The sequence below is a fragment of the Flavobacterium soyangense genome (genome assembly GCF_015277675.1).
In the GTDB taxonomy this organism is placed as follows: domain Bacteria; phylum Bacteroidota; class Bacteroidia; order Flavobacteriales; family Flavobacteriaceae; genus Flavobacterium; species Flavobacterium soyangense.
The window spans coordinates 18,025-36,302 of sequence record NZ_JADHEC010000020.1; the positions used below are offsets into that span (position 1 = coordinate 18,025).

The 18,278-nt window shown below is 32.8% G+C and carries 16 protein-coding genes and 2 tRNA genes; 8 read left to right on the top strand and 10 right to left on the bottom strand.

Annotated elements, in window-relative coordinates; all coding sequences use genetic code 11:
- Positions 1-23: 23 nt before the first annotated feature.
- From IR213_RS09915 to IR213_RS09930, 4 genes are all read right to left on the bottom strand, one after another.
- Positions 24-374 (bottom strand): 2TM domain-containing protein, encoded by a 351-nt coding sequence (locus tag IR213_RS09915; RefSeq protein WP_194312161.1) that lies wholly within the window; start codon positions 372-374, stop codon positions 24-26.
- Positions 375-390: 16 nt separating this feature from the next.
- A complete protein-coding gene (locus tag IR213_RS09920; RefSeq protein ID WP_194312162.1) occupies positions 391-1,728 on the bottom strand; it encodes a histidine kinase in 1,338 nt (445 codons plus the stop codon).
- Positions 1,729-1,748: 20 nt separating this feature from the next.
- Complete coding sequence (locus IR213_RS09925; RefSeq protein ID WP_194312163.1) at positions 1,749-2,369, bottom strand: hypothetical protein; 621 nt, start codon at positions 2,367-2,369, stop codon at positions 1,749-1,751.
- A gap of 112 nt (positions 2,370-2,481) precedes the next feature.
- Complete coding sequence (locus IR213_RS09930) at positions 2,482-4,620, bottom strand: TonB-dependent receptor (RefSeq protein ID WP_194312164.1); 2,139 nt, start codon at positions 4,618-4,620, stop codon at positions 2,482-2,484.
- 137 nt (positions 4,621-4,757) lie between these two features.
- Here IR213_RS09930 and IR213_RS09935 point away from each other — a divergent pair, with 137 nt between their 5' ends.
- The 4 genes from IR213_RS09935 (at position 4,758) to IR213_RS09950 (ending at position 7,591) form a co-directional block, all read left to right on the top strand.
- Positions 4,758-5,315 carry a sugar O-acetyltransferase gene (locus tag IR213_RS09935; protein ID WP_194312165.1) on the top strand — a complete coding sequence of 186 codons (558 nt, stop codon included), beginning with the start codon at positions 4,758-4,760 and terminating at the stop codon, positions 5,313-5,315.
- A 93-nt stretch (positions 5,316-5,408) separates the two neighbouring features.
- On the top strand, positions 5,409-5,948 hold the full coding sequence (locus IR213_RS09940) for an IS1096 element passenger TnpR family protein (RefSeq protein ID WP_194312166.1): 540 nt from the start codon (positions 5,409-5,411) through the stop codon (positions 5,946-5,948).
- Between the two features lie 100 nt (positions 5,949-6,048).
- Positions 6,049-7,107 (top strand): nucleoid-associated protein, encoded by a 1,059-nt coding sequence (locus IR213_RS09945; RefSeq protein WP_194312167.1) that lies wholly within the window; start codon positions 6,049-6,051, stop codon positions 7,105-7,107.
- Positions 7,108-7,351: 244 nt separating this feature from the next.
- Complete coding sequence (locus IR213_RS09950) at positions 7,352-7,591, top strand: hypothetical protein (RefSeq protein ID WP_194312168.1); 240 nt, start codon at positions 7,352-7,354, stop codon at positions 7,589-7,591.
- Positions 7,592-7,729: 138 nt separating this feature from the next.
- On the opposite strand, the gene IR213_RS09955 is transcribed toward IR213_RS09950, so the two are convergent.
- The gene (locus IR213_RS09955) at positions 7,730-8,788 is read right to left on the bottom strand and encodes a hypothetical protein (RefSeq protein WP_194312169.1); all 1,059 of its coding nucleotides are present in this window, start codon (positions 8,786-8,788) and stop codon (positions 7,730-7,732) included.
- A 166-nt stretch (positions 8,789-8,954) separates the two neighbouring features.
- Here IR213_RS09955 and IR213_RS09960 point away from each other — a divergent pair, with 166 nt between their 5' ends.
- A complete protein-coding gene (locus IR213_RS09960) occupies positions 8,955-10,802 on the top strand; it encodes a T9SS type B sorting domain-containing protein (RefSeq protein WP_194312170.1) in 1,848 nt (615 codons plus the stop codon).
- A 180-nt stretch (positions 10,803-10,982) separates the two neighbouring features.
- Here the strand turns inward: IR213_RS09960 and typA are convergent, their stop codons facing one another.
- On the bottom strand, positions 10,983-12,779 hold the full coding sequence (gene typA, locus IR213_RS09965) for a translational GTPase TypA (RefSeq protein WP_194312171.1): 1,797 nt from the start codon (positions 12,777-12,779) through the stop codon (positions 10,983-10,985).
- A 160-nt stretch (positions 12,780-12,939) separates the two neighbouring features.
- Between typA and IR213_RS09970 the strand changes: the two genes are divergently transcribed.
- A complete protein-coding gene (locus IR213_RS09970; RefSeq protein WP_194312172.1) occupies positions 12,940-14,649 on the top strand; it encodes a PAS domain-containing sensor histidine kinase in 1,710 nt (569 codons plus the stop codon).
- Position 14,650: 1 nt separating this feature from the next.
- On the top strand, positions 14,651-15,058 hold the full coding sequence (locus tag IR213_RS09975) for a response regulator (protein ID WP_194312173.1): 408 nt from the start codon (positions 14,651-14,653) through the stop codon (positions 15,056-15,058).
- Positions 15,059-15,127: 69 nt separating this feature from the next.
- On the opposite strand, the gene rpsT is transcribed toward IR213_RS09975, so the two are convergent.
- From rpsT to proS, 4 genes are all read right to left on the bottom strand, one after another.
- Positions 15,128-15,379 carry a 30S ribosomal protein S20 gene (rpsT, locus tag IR213_RS09980; RefSeq protein WP_039109573.1) on the bottom strand — a complete coding sequence of 84 codons (252 nt, stop codon included), beginning with the start codon at positions 15,377-15,379 and terminating at the stop codon, positions 15,128-15,130.
- A gap of 147 nt (positions 15,380-15,526) precedes the next feature.
- Positions 15,527-15,598: transfer RNA gene (locus IR213_RS09985), tRNA-Glu, on the bottom strand.
- Between the two features lie 47 nt (positions 15,599-15,645).
- Positions 15,646-15,717 (bottom strand) — tRNA-Glu (locus IR213_RS09990).
- A 78-nt stretch (positions 15,718-15,795) separates the two neighbouring features.
- The gene (gene proS, locus IR213_RS09995) at positions 15,796-17,274 is read right to left on the bottom strand and encodes a proline--tRNA ligase (RefSeq protein ID WP_194312174.1); all 1,479 of its coding nucleotides are present in this window, start codon (positions 17,272-17,274) and stop codon (positions 15,796-15,798) included.
- Positions 17,275-17,376: 102 nt separating this feature from the next.
- Here proS and IR213_RS10000 point away from each other — a divergent pair, with 102 nt between their 5' ends.
- Positions 17,377-18,264 carry a hypothetical protein gene (locus IR213_RS10000; RefSeq protein WP_194312175.1) on the top strand — a complete coding sequence of 296 codons (888 nt, stop codon included), beginning with the start codon at positions 17,377-17,379 and terminating at the stop codon, positions 18,262-18,264.
- Positions 18,265-18,278: the final 14 nt, after the last annotated feature.

Here is an 18,278-nt window from a genome sequence, read left to right on the forward strand (position 1 = left end):
TAGAAATTTTAGCGTGTATTAATTTACTCCCATTTCTCGCTTTTTTCTTTATCCATAAATTCTTGAATTTTTCTTTCTTCCCAATTGTTTCCAAAAAACAGGTTTCTGCCAAAAACTGATAATCCATGAGCAGCTAAACCAATTCCCCAAAATAGTGCAGTTGAAAAAGTTTCCCATCTAAAAAAATCTCCTGCATCGAACGAACTTTTTGTGTAACTAGAAGCGATAATAAATAAATTCACAAGAACATAAACCATTGCGTGAACATAGAATCCTTTGATTCTTTTTACTCGTTTATACGCCAAATTATATCTTCCGTCTGGATTATCATATTCTGATTGATATTCGTCAAACACTCTTCTTGATTGTCTCATTTTTTTATATTCTTAATTATTTCCATGTTTGTTTATTATCTTCTTTATTTAAAATCTCTTGAATCTTTCGTTCTTCCCAATCCGAACTGTATCCAAAAACCTTAAAAGCATGCATGATTAATCCAAAACCCCAACCGGCAGCTGAGAACCAAAACCATTGAAATTGCGGTGAAAACCGAAGGTTTATAAAAATTAAAATTGGAATTACTATGCAATAAGAAATTAAGCTCCCGTAAAACCCTTTGAGTTGGTTTACTCGTTTTTTGGCTCTGTAATAAACCGTGTTTTCGCTATAATTTGCAGTTGTTTCCATAACTGCAATTTGTTTTGTTAAAATTGGGATTTTGACACTAAATGTCTTTTCGTTTTGTTCAATCAACACTTTTCTGTTGGTAATGATTCCGTAACGATTGATAATATTTTGCAAGCCTACCCCTTTTCTGTCCTGCAATACTTCTTTTTTTTGAAAATCATTTTCAGTTACTAAATAATCCTTTTCGATAAAAATCCTAATGTGCAAGGGTCTTTGTTCGCTAACCACATTGTGTTTGACTGTGTTTTCTAACAATAATTGCAACGAAAGTGGCACAACCTTAGCCTCCGGAATATTTACAGTTGCTGGTAATTCATAAAACAGACTATTTTCGAAACGCATTTTCAACAAATTCATATAGGTTTTGGCGAAAGCCAATTCTTCCTCAACCGAAACTAATTCTTTGTCTTTTTGTTCTAAAACATAACGGTAAATCTTGGACAATGAAGTAGTGAATTTCTGTGCGTTTTCAGGATTTTCTTCAATCAAAGAACTTAAAACATTTAAACTATTGAAGAGAAAATGCGGGTCGATTTGGTTTTTAAGACTTTCGAACTTTGCCGAAGCTGTTCCTGCAATGATTTTTTGTTCTTTTACTTTATTTTCCTGATAGGATTTATAAAAATTAATGGCATAAAAGACCAAACTAACAACAAACGTAATTAATGTTGAAACCACATAATAATTAGGTGTTTCGTGTGCTAAATAATCTTCAAAAGTTTTAGCATTAACGATAACTTCTTGAAAAATTCGCAATAAAAAAACGACCAAAATGGATATAAAAAAAGAACCAAGAAATCCAAAAACCAAACGTTTTAACGAGAAATTATCTTTTCCAAAATAGGCATCCATATAGCAAAAAACCGATGAATTAGCATAAGAAAGAGACAAAGTATACAACATGGTCTGTCCAAATGCAAACGCAAGCTCTCGATTAAACTCGATTTTAGCTCCAAAAACAGCATTCAAAAGCAGTAACACAAAAAATATCACAACTCCAAGTATGAGGTTTCGAGGTAATTCTTTTATAAATCGATTCATTGTTCTAGTTTAATCTAAATTTATTTACAGTTTTTTAAAGCAATTTTTGCCCTATCCAATCCCCATTTTGGAGAAAATGGTGTTTCAGGTTTAAAAGTAGCAAAAAGTCCGATAGCTTTTTCAATTTGAGCACACATTGGTTTGGTATCTGTTCCCCAAAATTTGGCACCACCTATTTCAAATTCAGCTTTTTCAAAGATAACTCTTGGGTTTTCTGGTGCTATTGCCTCAGCTTTACCATATAATCCCATAACGGTTCCTGATAATTTTGGTCCGTTGGTCATTGGATCAAAAGCAATCCAGGCAGTATTAATCATAGCTTGAACAACCAAAAGTTCAGCATTGTTAGGATTTTTTATCAATTCAATATCTAATGCATTTTGAGCTTTGGCCAACAATAAGTCTATTTGTGCTGCATCTTTTGTCCCAAAAGCCGATGTTGTGTTTACCAAAGCAACGTAATAATTTGGCAACCAAGAAGTTTTTTCGGCAGCCGCAATTCTTTCGAATATTGCCGATGCCTCGGTATTTTTTCCTTCTCCCCAAAGTTGGAACGCTTTCCCCATTCCTTGCTCAAATTGCCCTTGAGCTGATACTAAACTGGTAATAAATAATACGAATGCAATGATAATTTTTGTCATAATTTCTAGTTTTAAATTGGTTAATTAATTCTTGTACAAATTTATATTGGTTGTTGCAGTTTTAAAATTTATACTTCCCGAATTGTAGAATTTCGAGGATGAATTGTAATAACTATAAATTCTCCAATTGATTCGTTTTTTTATCCTTGCTTATTGTCCAAAAGAAACCCACAAAAAAGAACCGATCCGCTGTAGGAACTATCGCTTGACTTTCATAAATTCCTACTGAATTGGGTGTGTTTGCGAAATTGTATCCATAAACATTTTTGATCCCAGCCACATTGGTTACAGAGAAAAAAAGTATTTTTTGAGGCGAAATCAAGTACGCCCAATTCACACTTAAATTATTGTATGCTTTGGTTTTTCCGTCCATAAAAATGGCTTCATTCGGATTATTATATGGTCTTCCAGAACTGAAAGTGTAAGTCGCTCCAATTTGCGAACGCCAATCTTGAATCCAATATTTAGTCACCAAAGACAAGGTATGATCAGCAACAAAACTTGGGGTCGCCTGTTTTGGAAAATTTTGATAATCTCGTTTTGTGTCGATATAGGAATAGGAAATCCAATATTCCAAGTTTTTAATATTCTTGTTGTCTCTCCAAAACAACTCTAAACCTTTGGCATATCCTGTCCCGCTGTTATTGAAATTACTATTGTAAACTGGCGATTTTGTATCGTATTTTACCAAATTATCATAGCTTTTATAATAAACTTCCGCTTTAAAAATTTGCTTGTCTTTATTAAATTCATAACTCAAAATATAATGTTGTGCTTTTTCATCTTGCAAATGAGTGGTGTATTTGAGATAATCGTTTTTTGGTGCTTGTTCGAAAGTTCCGTAAGCCATAGAAAACTGCTGATTTTTAGCAAGTTTATACGCTAAAGCCAATCTTGGAGCAATAGAACTTTCGTCTAACAAATAGTTTTTTGAAAATCGGAAACCTACTTTCGCAATTAAATTGTTGGTAAACAAGAAGTCAGTTTCTGAAAAGGCAGCAAGAATATTCGAATGAAATCCACTATTGAAATTGGTAATCGATTCCGAAAAATTGGTGTAAAAAAAATCGGTTCCAAAACTGGTTTTAATTTTATCGGAAATGGGTTTTGTCAATTTCAGTTTTAAATGACTCGCATTTTCAGAAGAGTCATAATTATAGACATCAAAAATCCCTTTATTACTACTTTTAGCAAAGCTAATTCCGGCAAAAATGTTCCAATTAGTTCCAAAACCACCTTTATAGGAAAGGTTGGAATATAAATTATTGTTCTTGTTTTGGGTACGCAATTTGTTTGGATAATTAACATCATCTTGCTTCAAATCGAAATTGGCTGCTGTATAGGAAGCGTAAAATTTAAGCAACCCTCTATCTAATTTTTGTCTAAAAACGGTTTCTCCACCAATAGATTCATAAGGTTTTATCCATTCAATATTGTCAGGCAACAACGATTGATAAGGTTGCAAATTGATATAGCTAGTATTCACGCTCAAGGAATTGCTTTTCCATTTTTGAGTATTTCCAAGTCCCAATCCAACGGTCATAACACCAACATCCGTTTTTTCTAAATCAGGTTCATCAATGGTATTCATCACTAAAATACTCGAAAGCGCTTCGCCATATTCTGCTGAATAACCGCCAGTAGAAAAACTAGTTCCTTTAAAAAGCAAAGGCGAAAAAGTACTTCTTGTAGGCACATTATTCGCTGTCTGGAGATACGGTTGTGCCACTCGAATCCCATCAATAAAGGTTTGGGTTTCGTTTGCTTCTCCACCTCGAACAAAAAGTTTTCCGCTTTCGCCAACAATTTGTGTTCCCGGTAATGTTTTAAAAGCCGAAACAATATCACCCGGATTTCCTGCCGTTGTCAGTATGTCCAGCGGCTTTAAAACAGAGACCCTAGATTTTCCGCCAGATTCTATTGTTCCTGCCGTAATTAAAACTTCGTTTAGTTCGGTTGCAATACGTTTTAAAACTAAGGTTTGACTTTGATATTTATTCATGACAATTTCAAGCTTTTTAATTTCAAAAGACAAAGCGCTAATGATCAACGTTTGGTTTCCTTCGGCTGTAGTTGCAAAACTAAAATCGCCTGTATTATTTGATGTTGCGCCATCATAGGATCCATAAATATAAATATTTGCATTAGGAATTGGTTTGTTTTTTTCGTCTACTATTTTCCCGGAAATTGTGGTTTGAGAAAATGAAATTAGAGTGAAAAAGAAAATGGTAATGGACAAAAATGATTTCATAGTATTAGATTTTGATGCAGCAAATGTATTGCTACAATTAGAGTCTTAGAATATTAGTTCACCGAACTGTGGAATTTTGAGGATGAATTGCATCCTTTGCTTGATTTCTTTTATATTTACGACAAACAAGTTATTTTATGAAAACCGAAAAAGAAAAAATGATTGCCGGAGAATATTATTTAGCTGGTAATCCAATTCTCGTAAAAGAACGTCGAAGAGCGAAAATTTTACTCCACAGATTGAATGTAACTGAATACCGCTTGACCAAAAAAGCAAAAGAAATTATAACCGAATTAATCCCTAATGCTGGTGCAAATCTTTACATCGAACCGCCTTTTCATTGTGATTATGGTTACAATATTGTTTGTGGTGATAATGTTTATTTTAATGTAAATTGTGTTGTTTTAGACTGTGCTCCCGTAAAAATCGGTTCGAATGTTTTTTTTGCGCCGGGAGTTCAATTGTATACTGCAAATCATCCTTTAGAAGCAGAGTTAAGAAAAACACTTGAAAATGCGTTACCCATTTCTATAGGAGACGATTGTTGGATTGGTGGTAACTCCATTATACTTCCTGGAATTACTATCGGAAAGGGCTGCGTAATTGGAGCAGGTTCAATAGTAACGAAAGACATTCCCGATAATTCATTGGTAGTTGGAAACCCTGCGAAAGTGATTAAGAAACTGAATCCATAATTACAATAACCAAAAAAATTTCAACAAATCTGAAATCTAAAATCTAAAATCTAAAATTATATTTTACCTTTACCCTTTCAATAAAACAAAATTATGGTTTATAAATTTAGAGTAATTCTCGATGCCGAAGAGGACATTTTTAGAGATATTGCAATACTTGCCGACGATACCTTAGAAGATTTTCACAATGCTATTTTCAACTCTTTTGGATTTGACGGGATGGAAGTAGCTTCTTTTTACACTTGTGATGACACTTGGAATCAGGAAGATGAAATTCCAATGTTTGATTCCGGTGACGTTCCAGGCGAACAAAAAACAATGAGCGATTACTTGCTTTCGGACATTTTGGATACAGAAAATACCAAAATAATTTATGTTTATGATTTTATCAATATGTGGACTTTTCTTGTAGAACTGGCCGCTGTAGAAGAAATTTCTGCTGGAAATACCTATCCTGAAACTATTTTCTCAGTTGGTGAAATGCCCGCCGAAGCAATGGAAAAACATTTCATTGCTGATGATGAAGAGGAAAATTATAACGAATTTGAAGATGACCTCGACGAGGAAGATCTTGACATGTTTGAAGGAGACGATAGTTTTGAAGACTATGGTTTTGAAGAAAATTGGAACTAGTAAAAACCAGAGACAAAATAAAAATATTAATTTAGAACCAAGATTTGAGACATTAGTTCTGTCTTTAATCTTGGTTTTTTCTTCTAAAAAATAAAAAAAAATGATCAACTTATTTAATACTCATATTGAAACTTTATCAATTCACAGAGTTGGAAACAAAAGCCGTAACGAGGCTATTTTCTTATCAGAACAATCCATTAATTTAAACGATGAAATTGTGCCTTTGATAAAAGAATATTTCTTTAAACCTTTTAGAGATAAAGAGGAAAACTACTTTCAGTTTGCCCACGAAGTTGATTTAGATTACAATGATATGTTTAAATTCGCAACTGAAATATTCGAAAATCCGAACAGTTTACACGAAGTTTCCAAGAAAATCACAACTCATTTATTTGAGCAATCTAATCACCCGCACATCAAAAACGGAGAAGTTTATGTAGCACATTTGACTAATGTAAATATCGACAACAATGTAGTAGATGCTATTGGAATTTTTAAAAGTGAATTACAATCTGATTTTTTGCAGTTTGAAGAAAAGGACACCAACCTGGAAATGATTTTACAACACGGTATCAACCTCAGCAAATTGGACAAAGGCTGTTTGATTTTTAATTATAAAAAAGAAGAAGGCTATAAGATTCTGACCGTCGACAGCAATCGTTATGATGCACGTTATTGGTTAGAACATTTCCTTTCGGTCGATGCTTTTGAAGACGAGAATTTTATTACCAAAAAATACTTGAAATTTTGCCAAGGTTTTGCCAAAGATGTCGTTTTTCCCGCCGAAGACAAAAAAGAAGAAGTAATGTTTATGAACCGGTCGGTAAATTATTTTGCAAAAAATGACCAGTTTGAAGAAACCAACTTCTTAAACGAGGTTTTAGATAATCCAGATTTACTTCCTGAGTTTAAAAACTACAAAGTTGATAAAGGCGAAAAATATAGCATCGAAGACGTTACATCTTTCCCAATTGCCAATGCGGCTGTTTCTGATGCCAGAAAATCCATCAAAAACATTATCAGTCTTGACACGAATATTCAAATAAAAATGGATTTCATCAACCCGGAAAGTGCCGAAAAATATGTAGAAAAAGGCTGGGACGAGGAGAAACAAATGTATTATTACTTAGTTTATTTCAATAAAGAAGTGAAAAACTAATTTGCTATTCAAAGAATATTTTTGTCAAAATAATATATAATTAAATCCTCAATTAGTAAAATAATTGGGGATTTCCATTTTTATGATTGATCATACTCAGAATTTTACCAAAATATTTATTTTTAAATACCTATTTGTAAGTTTTTTTATGCAATTTTAACAGTACTGTGTGCTTAGTCGATTTTATTTGCATTTTAAACGGTAATAATCTATATTTACTATCCCAAATCATAATAAACTTAATATGAACACTATCAAAATCAGAGAAAAAAATCTCTCCAGTAAAATTTTGTGTTCTTTTTTCGGACATAAAATTATCACCACCAGAAATGTAACAAATCACTTCCGGGAATATAAATGTTCCGTATGTGGTTTAGAATTGACAAATGACCTTAAAGGCCATAAAACATTTTTGACTCCCGAGCTCAAAGACATTAATGAAACATTAAACAGTCTATACATAAAAAAACACTTCTCCATTTAAGAATCTCATCCCTAAAGCCCCTAAAAAGATGTTATTACTACTACTTATAAAAAGCCTATTAATGTTAAAACAAACTGTGAATAGGAAACGTATTGCACGAATTTCGGAGATTGATTTGCCTTTATAGTATTTTGAATACTATTTAAAAATATTGATGGATTTATAATTCCGAGTAACAAAATCGAACGCAGAGCTTAAAACATTACCCATAGATTTTGCTCTTTTAAAGTTAACATCATGAGTGTAATTAAACATTTCTAATTTTAGCTGTTCTATATGTTCCACTGGAGCAATGACATCATTGCCCATAATTTGCAATAATTTTTTGATACGGTATTCCGCCGAAAAAATTCTTTTGGCTAAAACTGCTCTTTCTTCATCTTTATATTGCTCTATTGAACTATTCTGAAGTTTATCTTTGACCAATTTTACCATTGGATAATTTTCCTTAAAAAATTGTGGTCGATACACTTTGAAATTTCCTTCGTAACATTGCTGGTCAAAATCGATAGGGCGAATTTTGTACACAACCTGATCAAAGTCATGACTTGGAACAATCACATAATTATAAGCTCTCATGTCTCCAAGTAATCGAATCATGCTGCGCTCATTGAACTTCACAAATTCTTTTGCAATTTGAGATTTTTCTGTTTCGGTACAATCCTTTAAAAGCTTATTAATAAAAACATCTCCTGGAATTCCGATAATATGCTCTTCAATTAAAGTATCATTATAAACCAAAAAATTTATTTTATCAGGAGACAGAATATGCTCTAATTCAAGTCCATAAACTCTGGAAGCATCCGCTTTTTTTACATAAAAGTGAGTATAATTATCGTTTAGAATATTTCTAACTTTAATTCTAAAAGGTTTTGAGTTTCCAAAAGTACAGTAGTCGATTGAATCGACATTCAAAAATTTAATTATGTTTAAATTCCCATCAGAAAGCAAAAGAGAATAGATTTTTTTTAATACTAAATCTATTTCCATTCTTTCGTATTCATTATAATATACTCGAATCCATAATGTATCCTGATTTTGTTTATCATATACCGTTACAGAGCCCGAAAACCGCAATAAATCATCATACGAAATTGCTACTTTGGATATACGGTCAAAACGCTCTAAATAATCTAATAATGAATTATTTATAGGATAAGTAGGTTTCTTAAAAACCATTATTGGTTCTTCGCTCATTTTGAAAACATTTGATACAAATTTACATTAATATCGTTTGTTAATTCAAACTTAAGCTATAAAATAACTACCTTTTTATTATTGAAAAACCTGAATTCTCTATATCATTAAAGTCAATATTTAATAGTTTTTAAAAAACATTCATTTATATTATATTTGTAATACTATGAAATGGGAACAAACAATTATATTTTTCGCATTTATATGTTGCAATACACTTATCGTATCTGCACAAAATATTACTGTTGATGACACTAAAACAGTCCAACAACTTGTCGAAAAATTGGTAAACAGTGCTTGCGCCAACTTCACTAATTTTTCCGTAAGTGGCGATATTTACACTTCTGGATATAATAGTTATGGCGAGTTTACTAAAAACGGAAGTAGCTTTCCTCTTGAAGATGGAATAGTCTTAAGCACTTGGAGTAGCAAAAATTCAATAGGGCCATTTGTTAGAAATCAAGGGCAAGGAAGCACTTCTTGGTTAGGCGATGCCGATTTAAATAAGGCATTAAACATTACCACTACTATCAATGCAACGTCTTTGGAGTTTGATTTCATACCCTTGACCAGTTTCTTGAGCTTTAATTATATTTTTGCGTCAAATGAATATCAGGATGATTTTCCCTGTAGATTTTCTGATGGTTTTGCTTTTCTAATTAAAGAAAAAGGGGGTTCCGCAAATTATCAAAACTTAGCTGTAATTCCAGCCTCAACAACTCCTGTATCTTCCACAAGCATTCACCAAGCAATAAGTTTTACAGACAGTTTTGGAAATTTAAAAAGTTGCCCTGCAAAAAATGAAAACTATTTTGGAAGCTCCAATACTTCACCAACCAATACCAGCCCAATAAACTACGCAGGACAAACTATTGTAATGAATGCACAAACCAATGTGGTAGTGGGAAAAACCTATCACATAAAATTGGTAATTTCCGACGATGTTACCAAAGATTATGACTCAGCAGTATTTTTGCAAGCAGGAAGCTTTTCTCCAAAAATAGACTTGGGTCCAGATCGATTAATTACAAATAATCCTATATGTTTTGGTGACAGATATACAATTGACACCCAATTATCACCCGCCTATATTTATAAATGGTTTAAAGATAGCTCGCTTACTCCAATTTCTGGAGAAACATTCCCATCCTACAACGCAGTTGATTCAGGTACATACAAAGTAGAAGTAGATTTAGGTGCTGGATGTATCGCAACTGGAACAATTAAGATAGAATTTGCTCCCGAAATAAAACTTAACGATGCCACTTTAATAAAATGTGTCACTAAATTATCTGATACTGCATTTTTTGATTTAACCAAAGCCGAAGCCACCATTAAAAATAACAATCCAAGCCTGGCTAAAATTGATTATTTTGAAACACAAACGGGAACTATTTTATCAAAACCAATCTTAAATCCTGTCTCTTTTCCCAAGACAACCTCAAACGATGTAACTGTATTTGCAAAACTGACAAGTAAAACTTATGGCTGTATCGAGACCGCTAAAATAACGTTAAAAACTATGGTAAGCACGCCATCAGCACTTCCTTTAACTCCTCCAGTTGTAAATGATTTTTCCGGTGATGGAAATTCAGTCCAATTAATCCCTCCAGATACCGGAGGTTCTTATGAATTTTCATTGGACGGAACCAATTACCAAGTTTCCCCTTTATTTACAAATTTAGCAATTGGAAATTATACCGCCTACATTCGAGATTTAAACAATTGCGAATACTTAACGTATCTCGTGGACATTCTTGATTACCCCCAATTTTTTACCCCAAATGGTGATGGATACAACGATATTTGGAAAATTAAAATCTTTGATTTGTTTCCGAAGGCAACAATAACCATTTTTGACCGCTATGGTAAATTATTAAAGCAACTTGACTCAAAGAATTCCGGATGGGATGGAACCTACATTGGAAATGAAATGCCCGCCACAGATTACTGGTTCAATTTAAACTCTGGTGACGGAAAAATAATAAGAGGCCATTTTTCATTAAAAAGATAAATCATTTTTTTTTATAATTCATCTGTGTTCCTTAAAATTTGCTCAAAAATTCCTTTAAATCTTTTCCTTGTGGCTAAATTATTGAATCAGACCAGCTTTTTTCGGAATAAGTATTTACAGAACTAAAACGCATAAAAAAAGCCATTCTTCAGAATGGCTTTTTTATTATAAAATATAGAATTAGATTTTAAATCTTTTTCTGTCTGTTTCTGTCAAATAAATTTTTCTCAAACGAATAGATTTTGGAGTTACCTCAACATATTCATCTTTTTGAATGTACTCTAAAGCTTCTTCTAATGAGAAAATAATCGGAGGAATAATCCTTGCTTTTTCGTCATTTCCAGAAGAACGAACATTAGATTGTTTTTTCTCTTTAGTCACGTTCACACACATATCGTCTGCACGAGAATTTTCTCCAATTACTTGACCTTCATAGATTTCAGCATTTGGCTCAACGAAGAATTTACCACGATCTTGCAATTTATCGATAGAATAAGGAATTGCTTTTCCTTTTTCCATTGAGATTAATGAACCTTTGTTACGTCCAGAAATTTCTCCTTTATAAGGTTCATATCCTATAAAACGATGTGCCATAATAGCCTCACCGGCTGTAGCAGTTAACAATTGATTTCGCAATCCAATAATTCCACGAGATGGAATATTGAATTTTACAATCATACGGTCACCTTTAGTTTCCATAGAAAGCATTTCACCTTTTCGGATAGTAACAAATTCTACCGCTCTACCAGAAAGATTTTCCGGTAAGTCGATTGTTAATTCTTCAATTGGCTCACATTTTTTACCGTCAATTTCTTTGATAATAACTTGTGGTTGACCAATTTGCATTTCGTAACCTTCTCTTCTCATTGTTTCGATAAGAACAGATAAGTGAAGTACACCACGACCAAAAACCATAAATTTATCGGCAGAATCAGTTTCACCTAACTTCATTGCTAAGTTTTTCTCTAATTCTTTTGTCAAACGTTCTCTAATATGGCGAGAAGTTACAAATTTACCTTCTTTACCGAAGAAAGGAGAGTCATTAATGGTGAACAACATACTCATTGTAGGCTCATCAATAGAAATAGTTTGTAAAGCTTCCGGATTCTCAAAATCAGCGATTGTATCTCCAATTTCAAAACCTTCAACACCAACAATTGCACAAATATCTCCAGCAATAACTTCTTGCACTTTTTTACGACCTAATCCTTCAAAAGTGTGTAATTCTTTAATACGTGATTTTACGATTACACCCTCTCTTTTGCACAAAGAGATTGGCATACCTTCTTTTAAAACACCTCTTTCAAGGCGACCAATAGCGATACGACCAGTAAATGCTGAGAAGTCTAATGAAGTAATCAACATTTGTGGAGTTCCTTCAGATACTTTTGGAGCTGGAACATTTTCAATAACCATATCTAACAATGCCTCAACATTATCAGTTACGTTTTCCCAATGATCAGACATCCAGTTATTTTTGGCCGAGCCGTAAACTGTTGGAAAATCCAACTGCCACTCTTCTGCTCCTAATTCGAACATTAAATCGAAAACTTTTTCATGAACTTCTTCAGGAGTACAATTTTCTTTATCCACTTTATTAATAACAACACAAGGTTTCAAACCAAGATCAAGTGCTTTTTGCAGTACAAAACGTGTTTGTGGCATTGGCCCTTCGAAAGCATCTACTAATAGACAAACTCCGTCAGCCATATTAAGTACTCTTTCAACTTCTCCACCAAAATCAGCGTGACCAGGAGTGTCAATAATATTGATTTTTGTTCCTTTGTATACTACTGAAACATTTTTAGAAGTAATTGTAATCCCTCTTTCACGTTCCAAGTCGTTGTTATCAAGAATTAAGTCACCGGTATTTTCGTTGTCACGAAATAATTGACAGTGATACATGATTTTATCAACCAAAGTGGTTTTACCGTGATCGACGTGGGCAATAATTGCAATGTTTCTAATAGCTTCCATCTGATTTTTTTTAAGGTTGCAAAGGTACACTTTATTTTCATATAAAAAATCTTTATGTAATTGTTTGCAATTTGTTAACAAAATAGCATTCATGAAATTTTACAAAATAAGTTTTAATTGATTTTTATTAATTACCTAATAATTTAATTATATTTGAATAATGAAAAACAAGACCAATCAAATAACCATAATTTATATACTTGTATCCATATTTTTGGCGGTTATTTATCGTGAAGTATTAAAACACATTCCACCGGTACATCATCATTCATTCAGCTTTATAAATAACGCCATATTTATACTACTTTCCGGAATAATTCTTAAATATTTTTTAAACAAAAATGACATCAAAAATTCTGAAATTTTTAAAAAGTTAAAGAATACAAATAATGAAATTAAGGAGTCAAATGAAAGGTATGATATTGTATCAAAAGCAACGAGCGATACCATTTGGGACTGGAAAATTCAGGAAGACAGAATGACCTGGAACAAGGGAATAGAAAATGTTTTTGGTTATAAACAAGATCAGGTAGGGGAAAGTTCAAAATGGTGGTTTGATAATATTCATCCTGAGGACAGTATCAAAATGTCAATAAAACTATATTCTTTTATAGAACAAAAAACAGAAAAATGGCAAGATCAATATCGATTTAAATGCGCCGATGGTTCTTATAAATATGTTCTAGATAGGGGATTTATCTTAAAGGATGAAAATGGTAAATCCTTGAGAATGATTGGAGCAATCCAAGATATAACTAAACAGAAAGAAGAAGAACAACGACTTAAGCTCTTAGAAACCGTAATTACTCACACCAAAGATTCTGTGATTATTACTGAAGCCGATTTAAATGAGGGAAAAATACCTAATATTGTATATGTAAATCCAGCATTTACAGTTACTTCAGGATACAATTCTGATGAAATTATAGGAAAATCACCAAATATTTTTAAGGGTCCAAATTCTGATAGCCTTGAATATAAAAAACTAATTGACGCCATAAAAAACAAAGAAGAATGTCAAGTAGAAACTCTTAGTTACAAAAAAAACAAAGATGAATATTGGGTAAACTTCTCAATGTTGCCTGTTTCTGATTCAGACGGAGAATTATCGCATTGGGTTTCGATACAAAGAGACATTTCAGAAGATAAAAAACAAGAAGTTGAAAAAGAGCAGCTAATCAAGGAACTAACTCAAAACAATAAAGATTTACAACAATTTTCCTATATTACTTCACACAATCTTAGAGCACCATTATCAAACTTAACTGGGCTACTGAATTTAATTAATGATATTCCCATAAAAAATCCAGAACTAAAAGAAATTTTGGATGGGTTCAATAAATCTACTCATTTATTAAACGACACAATTAATGACTTGGTAAAAGTAATAATCATTAAAGACAATCCTTCAATTGAAAAGGAGAATCTGATGCTAAAAGACATTTTTGAAGACGTTTTTAGTCAACTTGAGTTTCTAATTGGCACACACAAACCCATAATAAAATTTGATTTTGAACAAGTTTCATTTTTAAACACAAACAAGTCTTATTTAGAGAGTATTTTATTAAACCTATTGACAAATGCCATAAAATACAAATCTGAAACCCGAAAATTAAAAATAAATATAACAGCCAAGCAATTAGATCACGATGTTGTATTGATTTTTAAAGATAATGGAATTGGTATCGACTTGGAAAGGAATAGAGATAAAATTTTTGGCCTTTATCAAAGATTTCATGATTATCCTGACAGCAAAGGATTAGGGTTATATCTTGTAAAATCCCAAGTGGAAACAATGGGAGGAACTATTGGTATAGAAAGTAAAGTTGATATTGGAACTACATTTACATTAACGTTTAAAAATAGATAAAATGTTAGAAACAGTTTTATGCATTGATGACGACCCCATAACTCTTATGTTATGCAAAATGGTCATTACCAAGGCGTCGTTTTCAAAAGAAATAGCTACAGCCAAAAACGGAGAAGAAGCTCTTAAATACTTCAATACACTCAATCAAACTAATTCTGATTATGAATTAAAAAAACATCCTCAATTAATCTTTTTAGATTTAAATATGCCAGTAATGGGAGGCTGGGATTTTTTGGAAAGTTTTAGTACCACAGAGTATTCTGATTATAATAAAATAAAAGTTATCATTCTTTCCTCAACAATTGATCCGGAAGATTTAGAAAAATCAAAAAAATATCCAATGGTAATCGATTTTTTATCAAAACCCATTTCTAAAGAAATGCTTGAATACTTAAAAGATAAAATTTAATACTTGACTAGCCCATAAAAAAAGCCCTGCAATGCAGGGCTTTATATATAATAACAAAATTGTAAATTATTACAATTTAGCTACGTGCTTCGTTAATTTAGATTTTAAATTAGACGCTTTGTTATCATGAATAATGTTCTTTTTAGCTAATTTATCAATCATAGATATTACGCTTGACAATTTAGAAGTAGCATCAACTTTATCAGTAGCTATTCTTAATGCTTTAATTGCATTACGAGTAGTTTTATGTTGATATCTGTTTAGAACTCTTCTTTTTTCGTTACTTCTTATTCTCTTTAAAGCGGACTTGTGATTTGCCATTTTTTTTTATTTTTTAATTGTTATAAACTATCAGTTAAAAAAGAAAAACCTCCCACAATTGTTTTCACAACCACTTTGGTTTTAACTAATAAAATAAAAACAAGAGACACTAATCTTTATTTTATAAAACTTATTTACAACTAATTGTAGTCCGTGGGAGAATCGAACTCCCATTTCTTGGATGAAAACCAAGTGTCCTAACCGGTAGACGAACGGACCATTATTCTTCTACGTTACTAATTATTATCTCAAATCAATGAGTTTTGTAGTCCCTAGGGGAATCGAACCCCTCTTACCAGGATGAAAACCTGGCGTCCTAACCGATAGACGAAGGGACCATCCTTCTGTAATGCGGATGCAAAAATACAACTATTTTTTATTCGCACAATAGCAGATGTATATTTTTTTTATTTTTTTCAATATGCCTTAGCAAACAAGACTCTTCCGGATGAAGCATTACCAGTAAACACACAGCTTCCAGACTCTTCAACCCTATCTAAAGGAATACATCTAATGGTTGCTTTTGTCAAATTTTTAATTTCTTCTTCGGTTGCAGCTGTTCCGTCCCAATGTGCAGAAACAAACCCTCCTTTGCCATCAAGAACCTCTTTAAACTCCTCAAAACTATTCACTTCTGTAATATGGGTATCGCGATAATCTAAAGCTTTATTGAATAAATCGGTTTGAATTTGTTCCAATAGATTTTTAATATAAATCGCAATTCCATCCTTAGAAACAATCTCTTTAGACAAATTATCGCGTCTTGCAACCTCAAAAGTTCCATTTTCTATATCCTTTGGCCCTACTGCAATTCGAACAGGAACACCTTTTAATTCCCATTCAGCAAACTTAAACCCTGGTTTTTGAGTTGTTCTATTATCAAATTTCACAGAAATATTAAGTTTTTTTAATTCCGTTGTTAATCCATTCACGACAACAGAGATTTCTTCTAATTGTTCCTCTGTTTTATAAATAGGAACAATAACCACTTGAATAGGTGCCAAAGACGGAGGCAAAACTAATCCTTTATCATCTGAGTGAGTCATAACCAATGCACCCATTAATCTGGTGGAAACTCCCCAAGAAGTCCCCCAAACATATTCCTGTTTCCCTTCGGCATTGGCAAATTTCACATCAAAAGCTTTTGCGAAATTTTGCCCTAAAAAGTGTGAAGTTCCAGCTTGCAATGCTTTGCCATCCTGCATTAAGGCTTCGATGCAATACGTTTCATCAGCTCCTGCAAAACGTTCGGTTTCAGTTTTTAAACCCTTAATAACTGGAATTGCCATAAAATTCTCGGCAAAATCAGCATATACATTCATCATCTTTTCAGATTCCTCAATAGCTTCACTTCTTGTAGCGTGAGCCGTGTGACCTTCTTGCCATAGAAACTCAGCCGTTCTAAGAAACAATCGTGTTCTCATTTCCCATCGAACAACATTTGCCCATTGGTTAATTAATAAAGGTAAATCTCTATAGGATTGAACCCATCCTTTATAAGTGGACCAAATTATGGCTTCGCTTGTAGGACGAACAATTAATTCTTCTTCTAATTTTGCATTAGGATCTACCATTAATTTTCCCGGATTTACAGGGTCATTTTTTAATCTATAATGAGTAACAATAGCACATTCTTTAGCGAAGCCTTCTGCATTTTTTTCTTCGGCTTCAAACATACTTTTTGGAACAAACAAAGGGAAATAGGCATTTTGATGCCCTGTCTCTTTAAACATTTTGTCTAATTCTGCTTGCATTTTTTCCCAAATTGCATAGCCGTAAGGTTTGATAACCATACATCCTCTAACTCCTGAATTTTCGGCTAAATCGGCTTTTACAACCAGCTCGTTATACCATTTTGAATAATCTTCTTCTCGTGTGGTTAGGTTCTTGCTCATATTGAATAGTTTGGCACAAATTTTGTTTTGATAATTTTAACTAAATAGTTCCGCAAAACTAACTATTTTTGTAATGTGCAACAATAAAAAATCCTATTGAATATGAAAACTAATATTTTTTCCTCCCAAAAAGCTACACTTTTTTCCTTGATTGGATTTTTAAGTGTTGTGCTAACATCTTGTGGGTCTTATCAAAATAGTTCCTATTATAACAATGACGGCATCTACGGAGCTTCCGCAAATGTAACTCAAACCAGTTCAAGCAATCATTACAAACAGTATTTTAACTCTTTGCAAAATGAAAATAATACCATAAATGACTCGACAGTAGTTTCAACCCAAGACTATCCTGATTGGGGAAGCAACCCATCGAAAACTTCAGTAAATGTATATGCATCTCCTTGGAATATATCAATAGGTTTCGGATATGGTTATGGTTATGGTTACCCAAATTATGGTTATGGTTATGGTTACCCAAATTATGGTTACGGCTGGGGATATCCTTATTATGGATATGGTTGGGATTACCCTTACTATGGTGGATACTATCCTTATTACAGCTATGGCTACAACAATAATTACTCCTATAATTCAAGCCGAAGAGGTTCTTCTTATGCAAATGGCGTCAATGGTGGTAGATATTCTCAAACCCAAACCAATGCTACTAGGGGAACAAATTATTCTAATGTTAGAAGAAGTTCTACCAATAGCGCAACTAGAAGCAGTTCCTCATTTATGACAAGAGATTATACGCAGAATCAAAATAATTCTAACTATAATTCGACAAGAACAAGAACTAATACTAATACAAACGACACCCGAAGTTCTAACTATACCAATACAAGATCTTATAGTCCAAGTTCATATAGCAATAATAACTCAAACTATAATAGTGGTAGCAGTAGCAGTCGATCATCTGGAGGGGGATATAATGGCGGGGGATCATCTGGAGGTGGAGGAAGATCATCCGGCGGCGGCGGAAGAAGATAATTACTTTTCCGTTC